This window comes from Streptomyces yatensis, assembly GCF_018069625.1.
Classification (GTDB): domain Bacteria; phylum Actinomycetota; class Actinomycetes; order Streptomycetales; family Streptomycetaceae; genus Streptomyces; species Streptomyces yatensis.
On sequence record NZ_CP072941.1, the window covers coordinates 9115855 to 9136111 of the forward strand.

General features: G+C 69.6%; 26 protein-coding genes and 5 pseudogenes. 14 read left to right on the top strand and 17 right to left on the bottom strand.

Annotated features, from left to right (window positions below; genetic code table 11):
- The first annotated feature begins 27 nt into the window (after positions 1-27).
- Positions 28-999 (top strand): SDR family NAD(P)-dependent oxidoreductase, encoded by a 972-nt coding sequence (locus J8403_RS38210; protein WP_211127176.1) that lies wholly within the window; start codon positions 28-30, stop codon positions 997-999.
- 62 nt (positions 1000-1061) lie between these two features.
- On the opposite strand, the gene J8403_RS38215 is transcribed toward J8403_RS38210, so the two are convergent.
- Positions 1062-1406, bottom strand: coding sequence for a hypothetical protein (locus tag J8403_RS38215; protein WP_246586186.1), 345 nt, complete (start codon positions 1404-1406; stop codon positions 1062-1064).
- Positions 1407-1606: 200 nt separating this feature from the next.
- Here J8403_RS38215 and J8403_RS38220 point away from each other — a divergent pair, with 200 nt between their 5' ends.
- The 4 genes from J8403_RS38220 to J8403_RS38235 all read left to right on the top strand — a co-directional run bounded on the left by J8403_RS38220 (position 1607) and on the right by J8403_RS38235 (position 4127).
- Positions 1607-2137, top strand: a complete 531-nt coding sequence (locus J8403_RS38220) for a hypothetical protein (RefSeq protein WP_246586187.1) — start codon at positions 1607-1609, stop codon at positions 2135-2137.
- 194 nt (positions 2138-2331) lie between these two features.
- The gene (locus J8403_RS38225) at positions 2332-2895 is read left to right on the top strand and encodes a dihydrofolate reductase family protein (protein ID WP_211127177.1); all 564 of its coding nucleotides are present in this window, start codon (positions 2332-2334) and stop codon (positions 2893-2895) included.
- A gap of 91 nt (positions 2896-2986) precedes the next feature.
- Positions 2987-3340 (top strand): VOC family protein, encoded by a 354-nt coding sequence (locus tag J8403_RS38230; protein WP_211127178.1) that lies wholly within the window; start codon positions 2987-2989, stop codon positions 3338-3340.
- Positions 3341-3497: 157 nt separating this feature from the next.
- The gene (locus J8403_RS38235) at positions 3498-4127 is read left to right on the top strand and encodes a DNA polymerase ligase N-terminal domain-containing protein (protein ID WP_211127179.1); all 630 of its coding nucleotides are present in this window, start codon (positions 3498-3500) and stop codon (positions 4125-4127) included.
- Between the two features lie 97 nt (positions 4128-4224).
- On the opposite strand, the gene J8403_RS38240 is transcribed toward J8403_RS38235, so the two are convergent.
- On the bottom strand, positions 4225-4902 hold the full coding sequence (locus J8403_RS38240) for a type III effector protein (protein ID WP_211128641.1): 678 nt from the start codon (positions 4900-4902) through the stop codon (positions 4225-4227).
- A 136-nt stretch (positions 4903-5038) separates the two neighbouring features.
- Between J8403_RS38240 and J8403_RS38245 the strand changes: the two genes are divergently transcribed.
- Both J8403_RS38245 and J8403_RS38250 read left to right on the top strand, forming a co-directional pair.
- Entirely contained in the window at positions 5039-5473 is a 435-nt protein-coding gene (locus tag J8403_RS38245) for an Hsp20/alpha crystallin family protein (RefSeq protein ID WP_211127180.1), read from the top strand.
- Between the two features lie 239 nt (positions 5474-5712).
- Positions 5713-6147, top strand: a complete 435-nt coding sequence (locus tag J8403_RS38250; protein ID WP_211128642.1) for a DUF2267 domain-containing protein — start codon at positions 5713-5715, stop codon at positions 6145-6147.
- 225 nt (positions 6148-6372) lie between these two features.
- Here J8403_RS38250 and J8403_RS38255 read toward each other — a convergent pair whose 3' ends face one another.
- Entirely contained in the window at positions 6373-7068 is a 696-nt protein-coding gene (locus tag J8403_RS38255; RefSeq protein WP_211127181.1) for an alpha/beta fold hydrolase, read from the bottom strand.
- A gap of 77 nt (positions 7069-7145) precedes the next feature.
- Between J8403_RS38255 and J8403_RS38260 the strand changes: the two genes are divergently transcribed.
- Positions 7146-7763 (top strand): TetR/AcrR family transcriptional regulator, encoded by a 618-nt coding sequence (locus tag J8403_RS38260; RefSeq protein WP_211127182.1) that lies wholly within the window; start codon positions 7146-7148, stop codon positions 7761-7763.
- Here the strand turns inward: J8403_RS38260 and J8403_RS38265 are convergent, their stop codons facing one another.
- Positions 7764-8318 carry an AAA family ATPase gene (locus J8403_RS38265; protein WP_211127183.1) on the bottom strand — a complete coding sequence of 185 codons (555 nt, stop codon included), beginning with the start codon at positions 8316-8318 and terminating at the stop codon, positions 7764-7766.
- Positions 8319-8691: 373 nt separating this feature from the next.
- Here J8403_RS38265 and J8403_RS38270 point away from each other — a divergent pair, with 373 nt between their 5' ends.
- Both J8403_RS38270 and J8403_RS38275 read left to right on the top strand, forming a co-directional pair.
- Positions 8692-9312, top strand: coding sequence for a HutD/Ves family protein (locus J8403_RS38270; RefSeq protein WP_211127184.1), 621 nt, complete (start codon positions 8692-8694; stop codon positions 9310-9312).
- Between the two features lie 231 nt (positions 9313-9543).
- Positions 9544-10035 carry a MarR family winged helix-turn-helix transcriptional regulator gene (locus J8403_RS38275; protein ID WP_211127185.1) on the top strand — a complete coding sequence of 164 codons (492 nt, stop codon included), beginning with the start codon at positions 9544-9546 and terminating at the stop codon, positions 10033-10035.
- A 379-nt stretch (positions 10036-10414) separates the two neighbouring features.
- Here the strand turns inward: J8403_RS38275 and J8403_RS38280 are convergent, their stop codons facing one another.
- Entirely contained in the window at positions 10415-11251 is an 837-nt protein-coding gene (locus J8403_RS38280) for an SDR family NAD(P)-dependent oxidoreductase (protein ID WP_211127186.1), read from the bottom strand.
- Positions 11252-11353: 102 nt separating this feature from the next.
- On the opposite strand from J8403_RS38280, the gene J8403_RS38285 reads away from it, so the two are divergent.
- A complete protein-coding gene (locus J8403_RS38285) occupies positions 11354-12175 on the top strand; it encodes a helix-turn-helix domain-containing protein (RefSeq protein WP_211127187.1) in 822 nt (273 codons plus the stop codon).
- Between the two features lie 53 nt (positions 12176-12228).
- Here the strand turns inward: J8403_RS38285 and J8403_RS38290 are convergent, their stop codons facing one another.
- The gene (locus J8403_RS38290; RefSeq protein WP_211127188.1) at positions 12229-12726 is read right to left on the bottom strand and encodes an NUDIX domain-containing protein; all 498 of its coding nucleotides are present in this window, start codon (positions 12724-12726) and stop codon (positions 12229-12231) included.
- A gap of 102 nt (positions 12727-12828) precedes the next feature.
- On the opposite strand from J8403_RS38290, the pseudogene J8403_RS44865 reads away from it, so the two are divergent.
- Positions 12829-13320, top strand: a pseudogene (locus tag J8403_RS44865) (ABC transporter ATP-binding protein); the annotation flags it as partial.
- Here J8403_RS44865 and J8403_RS44870 read toward each other — a convergent pair.
- From J8403_RS44870 to J8403_RS38310, 4 genes are all read right to left on the bottom strand, one after another.
- A complete protein-coding gene (locus J8403_RS44870) occupies positions 13249-13467 on the bottom strand; it encodes a hypothetical protein (protein ID WP_425519860.1) in 219 nt (72 codons plus the stop codon). The pseudogene J8403_RS44865 and the gene J8403_RS44870 sit on opposite strands and share 72 nt — an antisense overlap.
- 171 nt (positions 13468-13638) lie before the next feature.
- The gene (locus J8403_RS38300; protein ID WP_211127189.1) at positions 13639-13860 is read right to left on the bottom strand and encodes a helix-turn-helix domain-containing protein; all 222 of its coding nucleotides are present in this window, start codon (positions 13858-13860) and stop codon (positions 13639-13641) included.
- The gene (locus tag J8403_RS38305; RefSeq protein WP_211127190.1) at positions 13860-14351 is read right to left on the bottom strand and encodes a DUF2975 domain-containing protein; all 492 of its coding nucleotides are present in this window, start codon (positions 14349-14351) and stop codon (positions 13860-13862) included. The genes J8403_RS38300 and J8403_RS38305 overlap by 1 nt, the downstream gene beginning before the upstream one ends.
- Positions 14352-14578: 227 nt before the next feature.
- Positions 14579-15217 (bottom strand): SUKH-4 family immunity protein, encoded by a 639-nt coding sequence (locus tag J8403_RS38310; protein WP_211127191.1) that lies wholly within the window; start codon positions 15215-15217, stop codon positions 14579-14581.
- 390 nt (positions 15218-15607) lie between these two features.
- Here J8403_RS38310 and J8403_RS38315 point away from each other — a divergent pair, with 390 nt between their 5' ends.
- Positions 15608-15949 (top strand): hypothetical protein, encoded by a 342-nt coding sequence (locus J8403_RS38315; protein ID WP_211127192.1) that lies wholly within the window; start codon positions 15608-15610, stop codon positions 15947-15949.
- A 367-nt stretch (positions 15950-16316) separates the two neighbouring features.
- Here J8403_RS38315 and J8403_RS38320 read toward each other — a convergent pair.
- From J8403_RS38320 to tsaD, 3 genes and pseudogenes are all read right to left on the bottom strand, one after another.
- Positions 16317-16469, bottom strand: a pseudogene (locus J8403_RS38320) (alanine--tRNA ligase-related protein); the annotation flags it as partial.
- Positions 16470-16486: 17 nt separating this feature from the next.
- A complete protein-coding gene (locus J8403_RS38325) occupies positions 16487-17053 on the bottom strand; it encodes a GNAT family N-acetyltransferase (RefSeq protein WP_211127193.1) in 567 nt (188 codons plus the stop codon).
- Positions 17053-18123 carry a tRNA (adenosine(37)-N6)-threonylcarbamoyltransferase complex transferase subunit TsaD gene (tsaD, locus tag J8403_RS38330; protein WP_211127194.1) on the bottom strand — a complete coding sequence of 357 codons (1071 nt, stop codon included), beginning with the start codon at positions 18121-18123 and terminating at the stop codon, positions 17053-17055. The genes J8403_RS38325 and tsaD overlap by 1 nt, the downstream gene beginning before the upstream one ends.
- Positions 18124-18258: 135 nt before the next feature.
- Here tsaD and J8403_RS38335 point away from each other — a divergent pair.
- A pseudogene (locus J8403_RS38335) lies at positions 18259-18480 on the top strand (Fe-Mn family superoxide dismutase); the annotation flags it as partial.
- Between the two features lie 122 nt (positions 18481-18602).
- Here J8403_RS38335 and J8403_RS38340 read toward each other — a convergent pair.
- The 4 genes and pseudogenes from J8403_RS38340 to rpmF all read right to left on the bottom strand — a co-directional run bounded on the left by J8403_RS38340 (position 18603) and on the right by rpmF (position 20107).
- Entirely contained in the window at positions 18603-19532 is a 930-nt protein-coding gene (locus J8403_RS38340; RefSeq protein WP_211127195.1) for a cobalamin-binding protein, read from the bottom strand.
- A 51-nt stretch (positions 19533-19583) separates the two neighbouring features.
- Positions 19584-19799: pseudogene (locus J8403_RS44085) on the bottom strand (hypothetical protein); the annotation flags it as partial.
- Positions 19793-19929, bottom strand: a pseudogene (locus J8403_RS44480) (GTP-binding protein); the annotation flags it as partial. The pseudogenes J8403_RS44480 and J8403_RS44085, both read right to left, overlap by 7 nt.
- 7 nt (positions 19930-19936) lie before the next feature.
- Positions 19937-20107: a 50S ribosomal protein L32 gene (gene rpmF / locus J8403_RS38355; RefSeq protein ID WP_211127196.1), complete on the bottom strand. Its 171-nt coding sequence runs from the start codon at positions 20105-20107 to the stop codon at positions 19937-19939.
- Between the last annotated feature and the right edge of the window lie 150 nt (positions 20108-20257).

Genomic DNA, 20257 nt, shown 5'->3' on the forward strand with positions numbered 1-20257 from the left:
CTCGCTCTAGATCGTAGCGTCGTCGACATGACCAGCACTGATCAGCAGCCGCTCGGCTCGCCCTTCTCCGCCGTCAGCACCGCCGAGGAGGTCATGACCGGCCTCGACCTCTCCGGCACGAGCGCCGTCGTGACCGGGGGTTACTCCGGGCTCGGCCTGGAGACCACCCGGGCGCTGTCGGCGGCCGGGGCCCGGGTCATCGTTCCGGCACGCCGACCCGACATCGCCCGCGCCGCGCTCGCGGAGGTGGCGGGTTGCGAGGTCATCCCCATGGATCTGACAGACCTCGGCAGTGTGCGCGCCGCCGCCGCACGGATCAGCGACTCCCTCGCCCGGCTCGACCTGTTCATGGCCGTCGCCGGCGTCATGGCCACCCCGGAGCGGCGCGTCGGCCCGGGCTGGGAGGGCCAGTTCACCGCCAACCACTTCGGACACTTCACTCTCGCCTGCGAGCTCTATCCGCTCCTGGCCGCCGCGGGCGGTGCGCGCGTCGTCGTCAACAGCTCCGCCGGACATGCCCTGACCGACGTCCGCTGGCACGACCCGCACTTTCGCACCGGCTACGACAAGTGGCTGGCCTACGGCCAGGCCAAAACCGCCAACGCTCTGTTCGCCGTGCGGCTCGACGCTCTCGGACGCAACGACGGCATCCGGGCGCTCGCACTCCACCCGGGCAAGATCGTCACCGGCCTGCAACGGGAGATGACGCTCCGGGAGCAGGTCGATCGCGGTTGGGTGGACGAGCACGGCAAGGTGATCGGTGCCGACTTCAAGACGCCCTCCCAGGGCGCCGCCACCGGCCTGTGGGCAGCCACGTCCCCACTCCTCGACGACCGCGGCGGCCTCTACCTGGAAGACTGCGACGTCGCACGTGTCTCCGCCCCTGACGCGCCCATGGATGACGGCGGCGTCCGCACATACGCCATCGACTCCGACGCGGCCGCCCGGCTGTGGGACCTGTCCCTCACCGCGACCGGTGCCACCCCGATCAGCCGATGACCCCGTGCCCGGCACGCGCCGCTGCGGCACCCGACGCGGCACGAAAAGCCATCGCCCCAGGATCAGATGTCACGCAGTTGCCAGCAGGCCCAGGCGAGGACTGCCAGGGGCACGATGATGGCGATGGTGCCGAGCAGGATGCCGGCCCGTGCCCGGCGACGGTCGGCGTCCGCCTGGCCGCGCATGCTCCGTAGGGTGACCGCACCCTCCAGAGCCGCCCAGATGCCCGTGGGCAGAACGAGGTAGAGCGGCAAGTACCGCATCCATCCGGGTACAGGATCAGGCAACCACGGGCAGCCGAGCATCATGACGGCCACGAGGCCCAGGACCAGCGAGGTATTGCCGGTGGAGTGCGGTAGCGGCGCTTCATCCTCAAGAAGATCACGGGGCTGCGTCGGCGGCATCATGCTCGGAAAACTAGGCGGGAGACGGCGCGACCACCTGAGCATGGCTACTCAGGCGCGTGTGGGTAACCGAACTCGGTCGGCTCCTCGATGGCAGCGTTGCCGCGAATACGCGTAGCGTCCTCATGTCCTGATCACCCGCCAGGCGGAGGGAAACTCGATGGCGACATGTCGGCGGCCGTGCGAGAGTGCCCTTGCTCCAGATGCCGACGAAGAAGCCCGAGATGAACCAGGATGACGCCCTCAAGCAACTCCGCCATATGGCGAGGGAGAGGGCATTCGGTCAACGCATCGGGTCGGATCGACTGATCCAGGCGGGTCTGGACGCGCTGATCGCCGGTGTCGACAGTCCCTCGCTCGCCATGCTGGCCGGTCTGCTGCGGAGCGAAGAGCCCGAGGCGCCTGAGCTCTTCGACCGAGTACTGGAGGAACTGGGACTGGGTTTCCACCCGCCGGATGACCCACGGGAGGCGAAGTGGGCCATGGCCTACTGGATCGCTGAACAGATCGCCGACGGATCCCTCGATCCTCCCGCCGGAACGCATCTCATCTGGACGGACATCGCGTATGACCTCGGCTTTCCCGAAGACCTGGAGCCGCTGGTCAACTGCGGGCACAACCTGGTCGGCTGGGAAGAGTCCTGGGGCGTCTCCGTCGAGGAACTCGAGAATGAAGCGATCGAGGCCGCGAAGCAGTTCCTGAGCAAGCGAACGCCGGGGGAATCCAAGGGTTGACCATCGGCCGGCCGCACCGGAGGGGTGCTGCGCGACCGATCGGCTGGCCACGTCTGGCTCCGGGTCTCCCCACCGCTTTCGCGGTGAACACACCCCGCGAGGCCCGCCGGAACGGCAGGATTCCGCGAGCCGCGATGAGTTCTGCGGCGTCCGGCGGTCGTATCTGTCGAACCCCCTACCGAGGAGGACTTCCGATGCGCAGGGTGACCTATTCGATGGGCGTCTCACTTGACGGCTACATCGTCGGGCCGGACGGCGGCTTCAACTGGACGGCGCCCGACGAGGAGGTCTTTCGCTTCGTCACCGACGAGATTCGAGAGGTCGGCGCCCACCTGCTGGGACGACGGCTGTACGAGACGATGCTGTACTGGGAGACCGCCGATCAGGATCCATCGCTCGACGACTCCATGCTCGAATGGGCCGCACTCTGGAAGCCGCTCCCCAAGGTGGTGTTCTCCACCACGCTGTCGGCGGTGCAGGGCAATGCCCGCCTGGCCACCGGCGGCCCGGCGGAGGAGATCGAGCGATTGCGGGCCGAGCCGGGGGAGGGGAACATCGCGATCGGCGGCGCGGCTCTCGCCGCCGAGGTGGCCGCGTTGGGTCTGATCGACGAGTACCGGGCCAGGGTCTACCCGGTGCTGGTCGGCGGCGGCACTCCGTTCTTTCCCCAGCACGAGCGCCGGGTGGATCTCGAACTCGTGGAGACCCACACGTTCAGCTCGAAAGTCGTCTGTCTCCGCTACCGCGTGACGCGCTAGCCGGTGCCAGTCGGCGCTCATCCGCCGAGCCCGAGCAGCGCCGGCGCACGCATGCCTGTTGTCGAAGCCCTGTCAGGTCTACGCTCAGCCGATGACCTTGGAATGGCGACACGTCATCGTTCACTCCGCGGATCCGGCGGCTCTGGGGCAGTGGTGGGCCGAGGCTCTTGGCTGGGTTGTGGTCCACTCCTCCGATGTGGAGTTCGCCATCCGCCCGGAGCGGGATCGCCTGCCGGGGTTGGAGTTCGTCCTGCTCGATGAGCCCAAGAAGGCCAAGAGCCGACTGCATCTCGACTTCGTGCCCGATGACCAGGACGCCGAGGTGGCTCGCCTGGAGGCTCATGGCGCACGGCGTGTTGATATCGGGCAGGGCGACCAGCCGTGGGTTGTCATGGCGGACCCCGAAGGCAACGAGTTCTGCGTCCTCGGCCGGCGGCGTGAGTAACTGAGCGCCGGCTCCGTCAGCGGCCCTGGTGGAGCCGACGCTCAGCTGGTCCGTGCGGCGATCGGTGAGTGAGCTCGCCCCCCGCCCCCATGCACCCGCTTAGCGTGGAATCGGGTGGGTACCTGCCCGGCGGACCCCGCGCCGGAAGGGAGGAACCATGCCGACCACCGATGATCTTGAGGAATACCGCCGCAAGAGGGATTTCGCGAAGTCGGCGGAGCCGAAGGGCGGCGTGAGCCGTGGCGAGCACCGAGATGCTCAGTCCTCCTTCGTCGTGCAGATCCATGACGCCACCACAACCCACTTCGACTTCCGGCTCGAGGTGGACGGCGTCCTCAAATCGTGGGCCGTCCCCAAGGGGCCTTCCGGCGATCCGCACGACAAGAGGCTCGCCATGCCCACGGAGGACCATCCGCTCGAATACGCTGATTTCGAGGGCACCATCGCCGAAGGCGAGTACGGAGCGGGCACCGTGATCCTGTGGGACGAGGGGACGTACCGCAGCACCTCGGCGGACCGTAAGGGCAAGGAGATCCCGTTCGCCGAAGCCCTCGAACGCGGCCACGCCTCGTTCCAGTTGCGCGGCCACAAACTCCACGGCGGCTACGCGCTCACCCGCATCCGTCAGGGCACGGAGCGGGAAGCGTGGCTCCTGGTGAAGAAGGACGACACGCATGGCTCCCGGCACCGCAGCCCCGATCCGGCCCGGGCCAGGTCCGTACGGACGCGGCGCACACTGCGCCAGGTGGCGGCCGACGCCGACGCGGATTCCGGCCGGCGGCGATGAGTTCCTCCTGGAACGTCGCGGCCGCGCCCTTGGGGGTCGCGTAGCCGAGCGTTTGCGCCGCGGGTCCCGATGGCGCATCGGCCGGCTCGGGGCGGGGTCAGTCCGTGCCGCGCCGCTGGTCGCCGCTCGCTTGCCGCAGCTCGTCGGCGTGGCGGGCCACGGTGTCGACGCGGTCCGCGAGCTCGATATGACGTTCCGTCAGGTGCTGATGGGCTTCGGCGAGCGGGGCGACGAGCTGGGCGGCGTCGTCGTGGGCGAGGGCGTCCGTCAGTCGGGCGATGTGGTCGCGGGCCTCGGCGGGCAGATCGGTGAGGGCGGTGACTTGCCCGGCGAGCCGCCGCAGATCGGCCGCGTTGCCCCGGGCCCATGAGGTGACGGTGCGGTCCGCGGCGCGGCGGTCACGGGTGGCCTGCACTCGCTGTTCGCCGGTGGCACCGGGGGACCCGGGTCGTACGCGCAGGTAACGACGCTCGGCGGCCTGGCGGCTCGCCACGCCCAGGGGATGGGCGAGCTCGGCCCAGCTGGCGCCCGCCTCGCGGGCCGTCTCGATCAGCCACGGCTCCCATCCGGCGAGCTGGTCCCTGACCTCCCGCAGCAGCAACAGCGCGGCCAGGGCCTGCTCCGAGCTGGTCCGGGGTGCCTCCGGCCCTCGGTCTGGTGGGGCGGTGGCGGTGCGCACGACCTCGTTGATGGCCTCCAGCGCCGCCGAGGTGGCAGGGAACGACGTGGGGGCGGGGTGGGGGGCGGGTTCGTGAGACTCCTCCGGGTTGACCATGGCGTATCCCTCCTTCGTCATCGGATCGACGACACAATCATTTGTCATCGTTCCGATGACATGCTACAACAGACGCAGGTTACAGCGCATTGGCGGTTACCGCCCAAAGACACAATCACAGTGGAGGTGTTTCACGATGTTGATGCGCACCGACCCGTTCCGCGAGCTCGACCGGCTCACCCAGCAGCTCATGGGCTCGTCCGGCACCTGGTCCAGGCCGTCCACCATGCCGATGGACGCCTACCGTGAGGGTGACGACTATGTGATCGCCCTCGACCTCCCCGGCGTCTCGACCGACGCGATCGATATCGATGTCGAGCGGAACATGCTCACCGTCAAGGCGGAGCGGCGGCCGATCACCAAGGCCGACGATGTGCAGATGGAGCTGTCCGAGCGGCCGCTCGGAGTCTTCTCCCGCCAGCTGATGCTGGCCGACACCCTCGACACCGAGCGCATCGAGGCGGACTACGAAGCAGGTGTCCTGACGCTGCGCATCCCGATCGCCGAGCGGGCCAAGCCCCGCAAGATCGCCATCGGCGAGGGCGCCGAGCGCAAGCAGATCCGGGGCTGACCCAGGGGCCCAGGAGTCCAGGGGGATTCACCATCGCGGGCGGAGGACGCCAGGAAGGCCGGGCACTCCCTTCCCGTCCTCTGCCCCGCCCTCCATGGCCTCCGGCCGCCCCTCCCGACCTCCGGCCTCCGTCCGATCTCCGCGATCACTCCCGTACACCCTGCGATCACTTGCATACACCACATCATGACGAGCGAGCATGATGAGCAAGCATGACGAGAAAGGCAATCGACCCAGCCATGCCGGTCCAGTCCGAATACGCCCCGACCGCGGCGGAGATGACGTTCGACCAGATGCTGGAGAAGGTCCGCTACGAAGGGGCCTACCCCACCCGTGAACGGGCCGAGACGGTCGTCCGTGCCGTGCTCGCCGGCCTGGGCCGGCAGCTCACCGGCGATGAGCGGGTCGACCTCGCCGCCCGTCTGCCCGTGGAGGCGGCCCGGGTGCTCGCCGAACAGATCCCCGCCCCCGAGCCCCTCACCGGCTGGGGCTTCGTCAAGGACATCGCCACCCGGGTGGGCGGCACTCCCGCCACCGCTCGCTGGGACACCGGCTCCGTCCTCAAGGTCGTCACGCAACTCGCGGGAGACGGCCTGGTGGACCGTATCCTCGCCCAGCTTCCCTCCGGCTATGCCCTCCTGTTCGGCCGGATCGAGCTGACGCGCGCGGCCTGACAGCCCCTTCCACGGGCACCGTATTCAGGCAGCCTCTTCGGGCACTCGGCCGAGCAGCGAGTGGTGCGTGGTGCGTGGTGTGGTGCGGAGTGCCGCGGATCCCGGCGCCTTTCAGCAGCGCCATCCGGACCTCCGTGCGGTGCGGATGGCGGTGCCGCCGGTGCCCGGGCTTCACGGCGGCCTCCTGGCCCTCGGACCGCCGGCCCGGCCCGTCCGCGGCTGCCGTCACAGGCTCAGCAGCAGGTCCCGGACCGATTCGGGCTGGGACAGGAACGGGTGGTGGCCGGCGTCGAGTTCGACGACGCTGTCGGCCCGGCGGGCGAACTCCCGCTGCAGCCTCGGCGGGGTGCCCCGGTCCTGGGCGCAGACGAGGTACGTCGAGGGCACCTGCTGCCATGCGGCCGCCCCGACCGGCTGCCCGGTCACCCGCACGCTCTGCCGGGCGAGGTGGTCCGCCGCCCGCGCCTGGACCTCGGGGTCGCAGTCCTGCAGGAAGGTGTCCACGAGCAGTCCGGGGCGGACCCCGAACGTGCCGGCGTCGGGGTCGACGTCGAGGAACGGGGCGGGGCTGCCGTCCCCGAAGTCCGACAGGCTCTGCCCGACCTCGGGCAGGTAGCTGGAGACCAGTAGCAGGTGGCGCACCGACCCGACGCCCGCGGCGGCTTCCGCGGTGACGATGCCGCCGTAGCTGTGGGCGACCACGACGGTCGGCTCGTCGCCGGCCCGCAGCACCTGCCGCACCGCGGCGACATCCTCGGGCAGCCCGGGACCGTCGACGCCGCCGGGCAGACCCGCCTCGCCGCAGCTCGGCAGCGCGGGTGCCACGCTCGGTACGTCCCGCTTCTCCAGCAGCTCGGCGGTGCGGTGCCACCACCACGACCCGTCCCGCACGCACGCCCCGTGCACGAAGACCACTCTCATCGCCACCACCTCCACGTCGGCATCGACCGCCCCTGCCGAATATAGACGTAGTAGCTGTTACGTGAAAAAGTAGAACCGTGGGCAGACGACCGCAACCGCAGATCAAGGAGAGGCTGCTCGACGCCTGCGCTGATTACGCCCTCACGCACGGCCTCCCCGACCGGCTCGAGCCGCTGGCCACCGCCACCGGCACCTCAGCCCGGATGCTGATCTATCACTTCGGCACCCGCGACGCCCTGCTGCGGGCCGTCCTCGGGCACGCGCGGCAACGTCAGCTCGACACCTTCGGCGACCTCCTGCGGGCGCGACCCGACGAGCCGTACACCGCCACCCTGAACCGCGCCTGGATCTCCATCACCGGCCCGGACGGGCAGCCCTACCTGCGGATGTTCGGTCAGCTGCGCGAGAGCGCGGAGCAGCAGTTGTGGCCCGACTTCCGGCGCACCGCGACGACCGACTGGCTCGGGCCGCTCGAGGACGGCCTGCGCAGCATCGGTCGGCCGGAACTCGCGACGCTCGTTCTCGCCGTCATCCGTGGTCTCCTCATGGACCTGGACGCCACCGGTGACACCACCCGCACCGACCGGGCCTTCCGCGACTTCCTCGGCTCCCTTGACTTCCTCGGCTCCCTCGCCTTCCTTGACGCAGTCGAGCATCCGTCCAGCGGCCACCGCCGGACCGGTCCACCGGTCTGATCACGGCCTGCTCGTGGAGTGCTGCTCGGCCCAGCCGGTGGCAGCCACCACCTCGCGCGCGATGTCCGCGACAGCCCGCCCGTCCGTCGCCACCCGTACCGCGTCCGCAGGGGCCCGCTGGTCCAGCAACCGCGCCTTACGGGTACTGCTCTCCCATTCCGTCTCCAATTCCGAGCCGATTTCCCGGTGCTCCAGCCGCTCCCGCGTGGTCGTGTCGGTGGCCGTGAGAAGAACCCGCACGATCCGCACCCCGCGGCCCATGGCCCGCTCGAACATGCCGGCCGCCTCGGGCACCACGCTCAATGTGTTGGTATAGATCAGACGCCGGTAGCCGCGGCGGGCGTAGTTCGTCCACACCGCGGTCAGATTGCTTTCCGTGATCTCCGCACGGTGCGGATCTCCTTCCGGAGCCGGATGCACCTGCCCCATGAAGTCACCGTCGATGACCGCGTGGGGGACCGCCGCACCTCGGAGCAACGCCGAAACCTCCCACCCCACCGTCGTCTTGCCGACCCCGGCCCGCCCTCCGATGAGGAGTACTTCCGCGTGATGCATGGCGGCAGCCTGGCAGCCCCCTCCGTCTCACGCGATCGAATATCGAAGTGCCCCGCGGAAGCGGGCGGTCGGGCCGCGCCGGTCCTCACCCGCGAGCTTCTTCGCCCGGGCCGGGCGGACGTGCGCGGGGCGGACGTGCGCGGGGCGGGCGTGTGCGGCATTCTTCGCCTTCGCGCGGCCGGCCGAAGAAAATGAGCAGGCCGAACCCCGACCTGGACTGGACCTACCCCCACATGGGCACCGCCGGATACTGACCCTGAGCAGGACGAGCAACCCGCACCACCCCCGTACTTCCCCGACCGAAGCCGCACCCCCGACACTCCCGCCACTGAAGCCGATCGGCCAGGCCGGACGGGATGGAGACGAACTCGACATGCAGTCACCGAAGAAGCCCTCCGGAGAACCGGGAAACGCCTCGGCCGACACCGCACACATCATCCCGATGGACACGCTCGAACCACAGCGGTGGGCCAACGGACGAGGCTGGACCCGTGAGATCCACCGCGAGCCCGCCGCGGATTCCCCGGGGACGGCCACGTGGCGGCTGAGCCTCGCGGACATCGAGGACACCGGCCCCTTCTCACCCTTTCCGGGGATGGAGCGCCATCTGCTGTCGGCCGCCCCCGTGCCTCTTCAGCTGTCCATCGACGGTGTCGTCCACGATCTGAGTCACACCCAGATCGTCGCGTTCGCCGGGACCTCCGAAGTGGCCACGACCGCTGTTCACGGCAGGGCGCGGGCGCTCAACCTCATGGTGCGCAGCGGCATCCGCGGCAGCCTCGATCTTCTCCGGGGCGACGCCCAGCTGTCGGTCTCGGCCGCGTTCGCCACCGTTCTGGTGGTCCTTGACGGCATCGTCACGCTCGACGGCCGACGGCTGGAGCGTTTCGACGCGATTCTTCCCGGCGCCGAAGACACGCGCCTCACCCTCCAGGGCGCGACCGTGGCCCGTGTGCGCGTCGAGACGGCGGCGACGGATCGGTGCACGCCATGATCGACCAGGCCGAGCGGTGCGGCACGCGGATCCTCACCGACTGGCCGGCCGCCGCCGACAGCCCGGTCGGCAACGGGTACCGGGCCACCGCCCCGCGAACCCCCCTCAGAAGTCACGCCTCCTCATACCTCACCCAACAACCACCGCCAACGAAGCCACGAACACGGTCAGCAGGGAAAATGCGCCGCGCCACCGCAACGGCGTTGGGTGTGCGGATGTAGCGTCGTGATCATGGACTTCCTGACTGGTACCACCACCGACCAGGCGCCGGCCGATCCGGCTGCCACCGACGACATGCTGGCCAGCCAGCCCATCGGCTACTGGAGTGGTCAGGTTCACGCGGTCGTTACCCGGCATCTGTGTGACGCCATGGCTGGGATCGACGTCACGCAGCCGCAGTACTGGGTACTCAATAGCGTCAAGTACTGGCCCGCGGCGCCGAGCCGCGATGAGATAGCCGCCCAGCTGTTGCCCCTCGCAGACGGGCAACACGAGATTCCCCGTGTGGTCGCCCAGTTGCTCCACCGCGGCTGGCTGCGGACCGACGCCGGACATCGTCTGTACGTCACCGACGCCGGAGAAGCCGCCAGGATGCGGCTGCGCGAACTGGTAACCGAACTTCGTGCTGTGGTCCACGACGGCATCAGCGACGAGGAATACGTGGCCGCGCTCAAGGTGCTGCGCAGGATGATCTTCAACATCGAGGGCGCCGGGAACCCGTAGGTCGTCCACGAACGTTCTGTAGCGAGCGACGTGGACACCCAGCCCAGCTGACTGCCCGCATCGCCCAGGGGCCCACTAAGCTCACGCACCATGTCGTCGCCGCACACGACCCCGCCCTGTGGGGTCTGGTCCGCGACGAGGAGCCGCTCCACCCCGGCCTTCCCCGCCTGCGCTACCGCATCCCCCTCACCGCCCCCGACCAGCGGTCGGTGGTCGAGACGGTTCAGCGGTACGTCCCGCGGATCTGGCTCGGCGAGTCCCAGCGCGCGGCGGGCCACATCGGACGCCTGCGACGTCAGGGGACACCGGCAGCGCACACGAGGCAGTACGCCGTGAACGACGAACCAATGTCGTTGAGACATCGTCTCAGTAGGGGCTGTTACGTCGATGCGTGCGTAAGCTCGTGGGCCCGCTGCCACAGACGCGCAGCCAGATCCGCGTCCGCGGCGGGGGCACGCAGTGGCTCCGGCTCGAGCCGGTTGTAGAAGACGTTTCTCAGTTTGCTGCGTTCGGTGGTGGCGATCCTGATGATCGGCTCGGCGCCCTCCTCCGGTGACCGCGTCAGGCGCCGACCGATCAGGCTTGCCTTTGCTGTCGTGATCAGGGCGGAGTTGCGGTCGAGGCCGGAGCGGACGGTGCCGGGGTGGAACGCGACAGCGGTCATGGTGTCCGGTGCCCTGCGGTTGATCTCGGCGGCGTGTACGACACTTGCCAGCTTCGAGGCGTTGTACGTGCGCATCTGTGAGTAACGGCTCCGATTCTGGTCCAGATCGTCCGGGTCGAGCTTGCCGAACCGGTAGAGATTGGAGCCGGTGTTGATGACAAGGGCGGAGGGAGCCCGCAGGAGCTTCTCCCGGAGAAGCGATGTCAAAAGGAACGGAGAGAGGAAATTGACCTGCACGGTCAATTCATGACCATCTGGCGTCGTTTGCCGCTGAGGCGAAACGATACCGGCGTTATTGACCAGGATGTCTATCCGCGGTATGCGGGAGATCAGGTGCTGAGCGAGTTCGCGCACTTCGCTGAAGCGCGCGAAGTCCGCGGGAAGGGCGGTGCCGCCGACTTCGTCGGCGACGGCGCGGGTTCTGGTCACCGCGCGGCCCACGACGACGACTGACGCACCCATCGCGGCCATCTGCCGTGCCGCGGCCGCGCCGACGCCGGAACTGGCACCGGTGACGACGGCGGTCAGGCCGTCAAGTGTTTCTGCTGCCATGGACCCGACGCTAGGTCCCGCGTCGCAGCGGAGGAAGTGAGCCGTGACCCTGGTGCTGTCGGCACCAGGGTCCGCGGCTCGTTCCGGCTTACCCTTGCCCTCATGGGTGACAGCACCGTGAATCTGCTGGGCGAGTATCTGCGGGCTCGTCGCGAGCTCCTGCGTCCTGCGGATGTCGGCCTTCCGGAGAGCGCACGTCGGCGTGTGCCCGGCCTGCGTCGCGAGGAAGTTGCGACGCTCTCCGGTATCAGCGTGGATTACTACCTCGGTCTGGAACAGGGACGTGACCGGCGGCCGTCCGCGGAGATCCTCCGGGCGCTCGCTCAGGCTCTACGGCTCGACGAGTCCGCAACCACGCACTTGTTCGCGCTCGCCCATTCTGTCCCGTATGTCCCGCGTTCGCGCGAGCGTGCTCACCGTCATCGGGTCTCTCCCGTCTTGGCTCGGCTGATCGACTCCTGGCCGACGACGCCGGCGTTCGTGCAGACCCATACGTTCCTGGTGCTGGCGGCGAATCCGCTGGCTCAGGCCCTCTCGCCCGTGCACACACCGGGGACCAACCTCCTCCGGACCGTGTTTTTGGACCCGGACAACTTCCCTGTCGAACCGGATCCGCGTCAGGACTTCGTGGCCTGCCTGCGCGGGCTGGCCGGCACGGAGGTCGACGATCCGGACCTGGAGGCGCTGGTAAGCGAATTGTCCCTGCGCAGCGAGAGCTTCCGACGTCTGTGGGCCAGGCACGATGTCCGGGGCCGCACCAATGGCAGGGCTACGATCGCTCACCCGCTGGTCGGTATCCTCACGCTCGATTTCGAACGGCTTCTTGTGCCTTCAGCGCCGGGCCAGCAACTGGTGGCCTATTCCGCGGAGTCGGACAGCCGGTCGCATGAGGCTCTGCGTCTGCTCGCGGAATTGGCCGACTGAGGGGGTGTGCGGCTGAGCCCGGCGAAAGCCGGCGCAGCCATCGCGTCACTGCGTCATCCGGGACGGCGGTGGTGCGGAACCGTCTCCAGGGCGAGGCCGTAGGAGTGGTCGACGAGGTCGGTGACCAGGTCTGGGGTGACGCCGGGACCGGCCCACAGGTCGTGTTCGGCCGGGTCGAGCCGGATGCGGCGCAGCTGCTCGGGGCTGAGTCGGCCGCCGTCGAAGATGAAACCGATCTTGCCCAGTGGCCGGCGGGGACCCGGCAGGCGGTAGTGCGTCAGCAGCAGGCGTGGTTGGCCCCGGCCGAGTTCGAGTCCGGTTTCCTCGGCCGTTTCGCGGCGTGCGGTCTCCAGGGGGTCTTCACCGGCGTCGGCGTTGCCGCCGGGCGAAGCATGCGGGTTCGCTGCTTTCTGGCCGGTGAGTCGCAGGAACCGACGCGTGAGTGGTTCACCGACAGCTATGAGTATGGCGGGTTCGCGGCCTACCGAGCTCGGGGCAAGCAGTCCGTCGTTGCTGCGATGTGTCCGATCGACCGGTGATCTGGATGTCATGGTCGGAACAGGCTTGACCTTGACGCTGGGTCAACCCTCCATTCTTCCGCAGGAGCTTCCGCGCAGTCGCCTGGAACAGCTCCATGAGGGAGGAAGATGACCATGACAGTCCAATCGATCGCCGGACCGGCGATTCGCGTGCAAGGTCTCAAAAAGTCGTACGGGAAACTCGAAGTGCTGCGCAGTGTGGACTTCGACGTGGCGCCGGGCAGCATCTTCGCCCTGCTCGGCTCCAACGGAGCGGGTAAGACCACGGCCGTATGGATCCTCGCCACGCTTCTGAAAGCCGACGCGGGGGTGGCGAACGTCAATGGCTTCGACGTTGCCACGCAACCGGCGGACGTGCGGGAGTCCATCAGTCTCACCGGACAGTTCGCCGCCGTCGACGAGATCCTCAGCGGTCGGGAGAACCTCCGCCTCGTCGCCAGGCTGCGCCGCGTCAAGGACCCCGGCGCCATCGCGGATGACCTGCTCAGGCGTTTTTCGCTGAGCGAAGCTGGCGCGCGGAGAGTGTCCACGTATTCAGGTGGGATGCGCCGCCGGCTGGACATCGCTATGAGCCTCATCGGGAATTCGCCGGTGATATTCCTGGACGAGCCGACGGCCGGTCTTGACCCCGAGGCGCGCATCGAGGTGTGGGATGCGGCGAAGGAGCTCGCCGGCCACGGAACGACCGTGCTGCTCACCACGCAGTATCTGGACGAGGCCGAGCAACTGGCGGACCGGATCGCGATCCTTCATCAGGGTCGGATCATCGTGAACGGTACGCTCGCCGAGCTCAAGCAGCTCTTCCCACCCGCCAAGGTCGAGTACGTCGAGAAGCAGCCGACTCTCGAGGAAATCTTCCTCGCGGTCATCGGCGGCAGCGACGAGAGCGACGCCCCGGCGTTGTCGCGGCCGCCCGTGGGCGGGTCATTCGCTCGCGGCGTCCTCGGGCTCCCAGCGCAGCAGGTCGCCCGGCTGGCACTTGAGTACCTCGCAGAGCGCGGCGAGCGTTGCGAAGCGTACCGCCTTGGCCCGGCCGTTCTTGAGTACCGCCAGGTTGGCGGGTGTGATCCCGACGCGGTCCGCGAGGTCGCCCACGGACATCTTCCGCCTGGCCAGCATGACGTCGATGTCGACGACGATCGGCATCAGATCACCTCGTCCAGCTCGGCCTGCATCTGTGTCGCTTCGACGTCGCGCGCGACGGCCTGGGCGAGCAGCATCCGCAGCACGAGGACGATGAGGGCGACCCCCAGGATGGCCACGCCGATCCCGCCCATGATGACGGTGACGCCCGGGTCGTCCCGCTGGCCCGGCGCATTGATGGCCGTGACCGCGAACCACAGGAGGGCGGCCGCGACGATCGCGCCGATCACGGCGTCCACGTACCGGAAGGCGGCATGGGAGAACACGGTGCCGCGCCGCACCATCGTCACCAGCCGCCAGACGCTGACCACGGCGACCTGGGCCGACATCATGCCCAGGATCGTGATCACGCGCAGCGGGGTCAGTGGGAGCGACCCGTCCTCCGGGTCGTTCCCACTGACCAGCACCCACATCATCAATGCCTGCACGCTCACGGTGCCGGCGAGCACCACCGCGAGCACGGCGCGAAGCGCACGCACTGCCAGCTGTCCCATGCCCCATCCTTCCATCGAGTCACGATGGGAATCTATCGAATTTCGATAGGTTAAGCAAGGGGAGACGGAGGATGGGTGGTGGACTGTGTCGAAGCCGTGGTTGGCTCTCGCCCGGGTCGAGCAGGCAACGGCCAGAACGTCGGCCAGAACGTAACCGATGCCGTGCGCGGAGATGTTGCGGGTGGAGCGGTCGGCGCGCGCGGTGCGTGGGCGACATCCGCTGGCGATCACCCATAGAGCGAGCGGGCTCCCGGGCTGTCGCCCTTGAAGCGCCGGCCCGCGGCGATCTCCCCGGCGACCACCGACCAGACCGTCTCGTCGTCCTGGAAGGGGAGCGGGTCAACGCTGCTCGTCTCCTGACGGATACGCGTGACCTCGCGCTCCAGGCGCTCGAAGTCGGATTCCTCGTCCGCGTCGTCGCCGCTGAAGGTGAACTCCTCGAGCAGGCACTGGAACCGGAGGGCGACCTGGACGAAGGAGGAGACGTCCGTGTGGAGTTCCTGCACGGTCTCCTCGTCGGCGTCAAAGGCGTGCACCTTGCCGGAACCAGGGTCGAGGGCGAGGTGGGCGTTGAGCAGCCAGCCGATGACGGGCCATTCGCCCGCGCCGCCCTCCGAGGCGCCCTCGAAGTCCTCGAAGCCCTCGAAGTCCTCGGCGTCAACGACGTCCTGGACGAGGGGCAGCCGACCGGAGTCCTCGTCGGGCTGACGCAGCCGGAGCGTCCCGGTGGGGACGCCGACGGTCTGCAGGAGGCGGGCGCCCTCGGTGTCTGCGGTGGAGGGCGGGAAGGCGGTGGCGGGCAGGGTCGCGAGCCGGTCGTCGCCGAAGATGTCGGCGAGTCCGGTGCGGGTGACGTCGAAAAGCACTGCGGAACTCCGAACTCGGCGGTGGACGCGCCGTAAGACTCTTGGTGGACGGAAGCGGTTACGACAACAGCGTTGCGGACTCAGGCGCTTCCGGCGACTCCGAGCCCGGCCGTGCGCGGTCAACCGGATCCGGACAGGCTTTTGGGCGGCCTCGCCCTCGCTCGGCCTGGCCGATGAGGGGGCGCCGAAGGCGTTCCGGGCTGCGTGGTCACGCGCCGTCGCCGCCGGAGCTCGGCGTACCGGACCACGCGGCGGACAGGACCTTGTTGACGGGCCCGCGTCGCACACAGCGGTCGTCCTCGAACAGTGCGGCCTCCTCCGCGAGCGCGCGGACCGCGGGCAGGTCGTGGCTGATGAAGAGCAGGGCGGTCGCAGTGCCTGCACTGGACGGTGTTCCTCGAAGGAGCCGGCGCTGTTCTGGTGCACGTACTGGATGGCGCGGCGCTGGGTGGTGTGCGCCGGTCGATGCGGCGGGGGAGCGGTTGGCCGTCGAGCCGTATCTCGCCGATGGACGGGGTGGTCAGCCCGGCCACCTTCAGCGGGAAGACGACGGATTGTTCGCCATCGGCCCTGCTGGCCTTGAAGTCGATCGCGGAGAGTGTGACCGGCGGGCGCTGGATCGCTGATCAGGGCGAGTCGGTGTGCGGGGTCGGCCTGTCCGGCGGGTGCCGGATTGAGAAGACGATCAGCCATCGGAAGGACATGCCCCGGACCGACAGGCGCGGATCATGACGAAGGCTGTCGGGTCGACCCCGCACACCATCAGCCTGCTGCAATGATGTAGCTATTGCAAGCCATATGCAATAAGTGGTCGTCGGTATTGGGGCCGACGGTCACGGCCGACGGCGATGCCGGTGGCGATCGGCCCACGACACCGGCGACCGGCACCGCGACCGCGGCCAGGGAGAGACCGGGGTGGCCGGTCCGCTCGGCCACCCCGGTACGCCGTCCCTCCGTACGACGGCATGCCCAAGGGGGTTGCGGGCGCCGACCCCGTCACCTCCGGCGGCCGAGGTCCGCGTATCCGGCGTGACGGGCCGAGCGGATGCGGACCCGCATCCCCCGAGCGGATGCGGACCCGCGCGCCGCTGTCTCAGGCCTCGCCGGTCAGGTACGGCTTGAAGGGGACCATGCCCGCGTTGACGAACGGCAGCGTCGGGTCGGGCGTCGCCAGCGGGGCGCTGGGCACGACGGTGTGACCGCGCTCGGCGAAGAAGCCGAGGAAGCGGCGGCGGATCTCGGCGGTGCGCAAGGTGGGGCTCCGGATGCTTACAGGGGCGGGACGGCCAGATGCCGGGCGGGGTGGCCGGGGCCGAGGAAGACGACGATGCCCTTGCCGTCGGGGGCGGGATGGGTGGCCTGGGTCCAGCCCTGGCGGCGGTAGAAGGACATGGCCCGCCCCGACTGGACGGAGGTGAGCAGCCAGGAGCGGCCGTCGGGAGCGTCCGCGGTGACCGCCTCCAGCAGCCCGGCGGCGAGGCCGGTGCCCTGGGCATCGGCGCGGACGGCCAGCTCGTCTATCTCGCGGGCCCCGCACAGCCACTCCACGGTGCGGTCGGGGCCGAGGCTGACGGCGGCCTGGGGATAGCAGCGGTCGGTGGGGAAGGGGACGAGAGTGGTCCAGGCGGTGGCCAGGCCGACGACATCCGGGCCCGCGAAGGCGAGGGCCGCGGTGAAGCCGGGGCGACCCGCGTTCACCGGGAGCCGTTCCACGAACTCCGCCGCCTTCTCCTCGTCCTCGTTCCAGGGCGGGGCGCAGAAGGCGTCGACGTAGACGGAGTGCAGGGCGGCGGCGTGGTCGAGGAGGCCGGTGCCCTTGAAGACACGGATGTCCATCACGCCGCCACCGTCCTGGCCGTGGTCGTCGCGACGGGGTGCAGAGCCGCGTACTCCAGTGGCGCCGAAGGGTCGATCGACATGTCGAGCGGGGCGGGCTCGGCTCCGGCGCGTACGAGGAGGTCGCCGACGGCGGCGATCATCGCGCCGTTGTCCGTGCACAGCCGCAGCGGCGGCACGCGCAGGGTGATGCCGGCGGTCCGGCAGCGTTCCTCGGCGAGGGACCTCACGCGCGAGTTGGCGGCGACCCCGCCGACCACCACGAGTGTGTCCACGCCGTGCTCGGTGCACGCCTCGACCGCCTTGCGGGTCAGTACGTCCGCCACCGCCTCCTGGAGCGAGGCCGCGCCGTCGGGCACCGGCAGCTCGCGGCCCGCGTGCCCCTCCGCCCAGCGGGCGGCGGCCGTCTTCAGACCGGAGAAGGAGAAGTCGTACCGGTGGTCCGGCGATCCGGCAAGTGGGCGCGGGAAGGGGACAGCGCGCGGATCCCCCGCGCGCGCCGCCCGGTCGATGGCCGGACCGCCCGGATACGGCAGCCCGAAGACCCGCGCCACCTTGTCGAAGCATTCCCCCGCGGCGTCGTCCAGGGTGTCCCCGAGGTGGACGATCGGATCGCGGACCAGATCGCGTACGAGGAGGAGCGAGGTGTGGCCGCCGGAGACGATCAGCACCATGCAGGGGTCGGGCAGCGGGCCGTGTCCCAGGGTGTCGGCGGCGACATGGCCGGCGAGGTGGTGTACGCCGTACAGCGGGACGCCGAGTGCGTAGGCGACGGCCTTCGTCCCGGCCAGGCCCACCTGGAGCGCGCCGGACAGGCCCGGACCGGTGGTGACGGCGACCGCGCCGATATCGGACAGCCGCAGACCTGCCTCGTCGAGGGCCCGCTGTACGACCGGCCGCAGCGCGTGCACATGCGCGCGGGCGGCGATCTCGGGGACGACGCCGCCGTAGCGGGCGTGCTCGTCCATGCTCGACGCCAGCGCATGGCCCAGCAGCCGCCCGCCGCGGACGAGTCCCGCGCCGGTCTCGTCGCACGACGACTCGATGCCGAGCACGATCGGAGAACTCACGCCGACCCCTTCCTGCACTCGTTATGTTATTGCGCATAGTGTGCAATAAGTGGGCCGGTGATGTGTACCCGAGCGGTCGCATGCCGGTGGGGAAAGTCGGACGCGTCGGAGAGAGGTCCGATCCGGCAGTTCATCCGCTGCAACGTGGAGCAGGTCTACGACCACCAGGGCAACATCGGCCAGGGCTCGACCCCGATCCTGGTCTTCGACGCCTGGGAGCACGCCTTCTACCTGCAGTACAAGAACCAGAAGGTGGACTTCATCGAGGCCATGTGGAAGGTCGTCAACTGGCAGGACGTGGCCAAGCGCTACGCCGCCGCCAAGGAGCGCGGCAACAGCCTGCTGCTGGCACCGTGACGGCGTAGTCCGGCAGATGTCCTGCTTGTGATCGTCTTCTCACCTTTCACCGGCAGGCGGACAGCGAAGGGCTCCCGCGGGCGACCTGTTCGCGGGAGCCCTTCCCGAACCCGCCCCCGCGTTCACCGGCCGGGCGCGTCCGGGTACGGACATGCCTCGTCCGCCGTCACCGCCGTCCCGGCTTGTACGCCGTGCAGGACGTGGGCCAGCACCTCCGCTCCGCGCACCACGCGCGGGCCCGGGCGGTTGAAGTAGGCGGGCCCGTCCAGCACCCAGACCCGCCCGTCCCGTACGGCGGGCAGGTCCGCCCAGCCCGGGAGGCGGGTGAGCAGGGCCGTCTCGCGCAGGGTCCGTTCGGGCGGAAAGCCGCACGGCAGGACGAGCACCACCTCCGGCCGGGCGGTGCGCACCGCCTCCCAGGTCATCGGCTTGGTGTGCGCGCCGGACGCGGCGAGCAGCGGTTCGCCGCCGGCGGCGGTGATCTGGTCGGGGACCCAGTGCCCGGCGGGCCACAGCGGGTCGAGCCATTCGATCGCCACGACCCGGGGCCGGGCACGGCCCGCGACCGACCGGCGGATCCGTTCGAGGCGGTCGCGCAGGGCGGCCCGGCGCCGCTCGGCACGCTCGCGCACGCCGAGCAGCTCACCGACGGTGACCAGGCAGTCCAGTACGTCCTCCAGTGTGCGTGGCTCCAGGCTGAGGACGCGGGTGTCGGCGTCGAGCAGCCGGACGGCCCGGCTGACCTTCTCGTACGAGACGGCGCACACCTCGCACAGGTCCTGGGTGAGCACCACGTCGGGGCTCAGGGCCGCGAGCGCTTCGGTGTCGAGGGTGTAGAGGGACGACCCGGAGTGTGCCGATCCGCCGACCGCGTCGGAGATCTCCCGGCTGGTGAGGGTGTTCTGGTCGAGGTCGGCTCCGGTGACCACGGGAACGGACGCCACGGTTTGCGGTGGCCAGTCGCATTCGTGTGTCCGGCCGACCAGGTGCTCGGCGAGCCCGAGTTCGGCGACGATGTCGGTCGCGGCGGGCAGCAGGGAGACGATGCGCATGCCGCGACCCTAGGGCCTGCCCGGGGGCGGGCCCCGGCTCCCGCACCGTCCTCAGGCGCCCCGGCGCAGGACGATCGTGTCACCCGCCCCTATGGCCTTCCCCCGGGTGGCCGCGGCGAAGGCCGAGCCGTCGGTGCTGGCCTTCCAGGTGTTCGAGCCGCTGTTGGCCTTGCCGCGCGGCGAGGTGATGGTGCCCGTGCCGGAGGACGGGGTCACGGCGGTGACGCAGCCCGACGGGATGGCCGCGCTCGTGGCCGCGCCGAGGATGGGGTGACGATCACCGCGGCGCGCAGTCCTTCGCGGTGTTGAGGACGTGGTTGAGGAGGTGGTTGAGGAGGGTGGTCTTGCCGGATCCCAGGAAACCCGACAGGACCGTCACCGGAAGCCGGTCGGCCATCGGGCGGTCAGCCCTCGGGGTGCAGCAGTCCGCGCCGGTAGGCGGGGACGAGGTGGCGCGGTACGCGGTGTTCGCGGCCGTCGATGGTGAGCGTCACCAGTTCCGGCGTGTTCGCCTTCCACTGGGCGCGGCGGTGGCGGGTGTTGCTCCGGGACATCTTCCGCTTGGGCACGGCCATGACGTCAAGGGTCCTTTCCTGTTCGGCGGGTGGTCCCCCGCACCGTATATGAAAATGGGTACCGTTTCCATGTAGTCTCCGCGGTGACACCGTGACGTCGATATCCAAGAGGAGATGTGCCGCCGGTGCTGCTACGGATGCGCAGAGCCG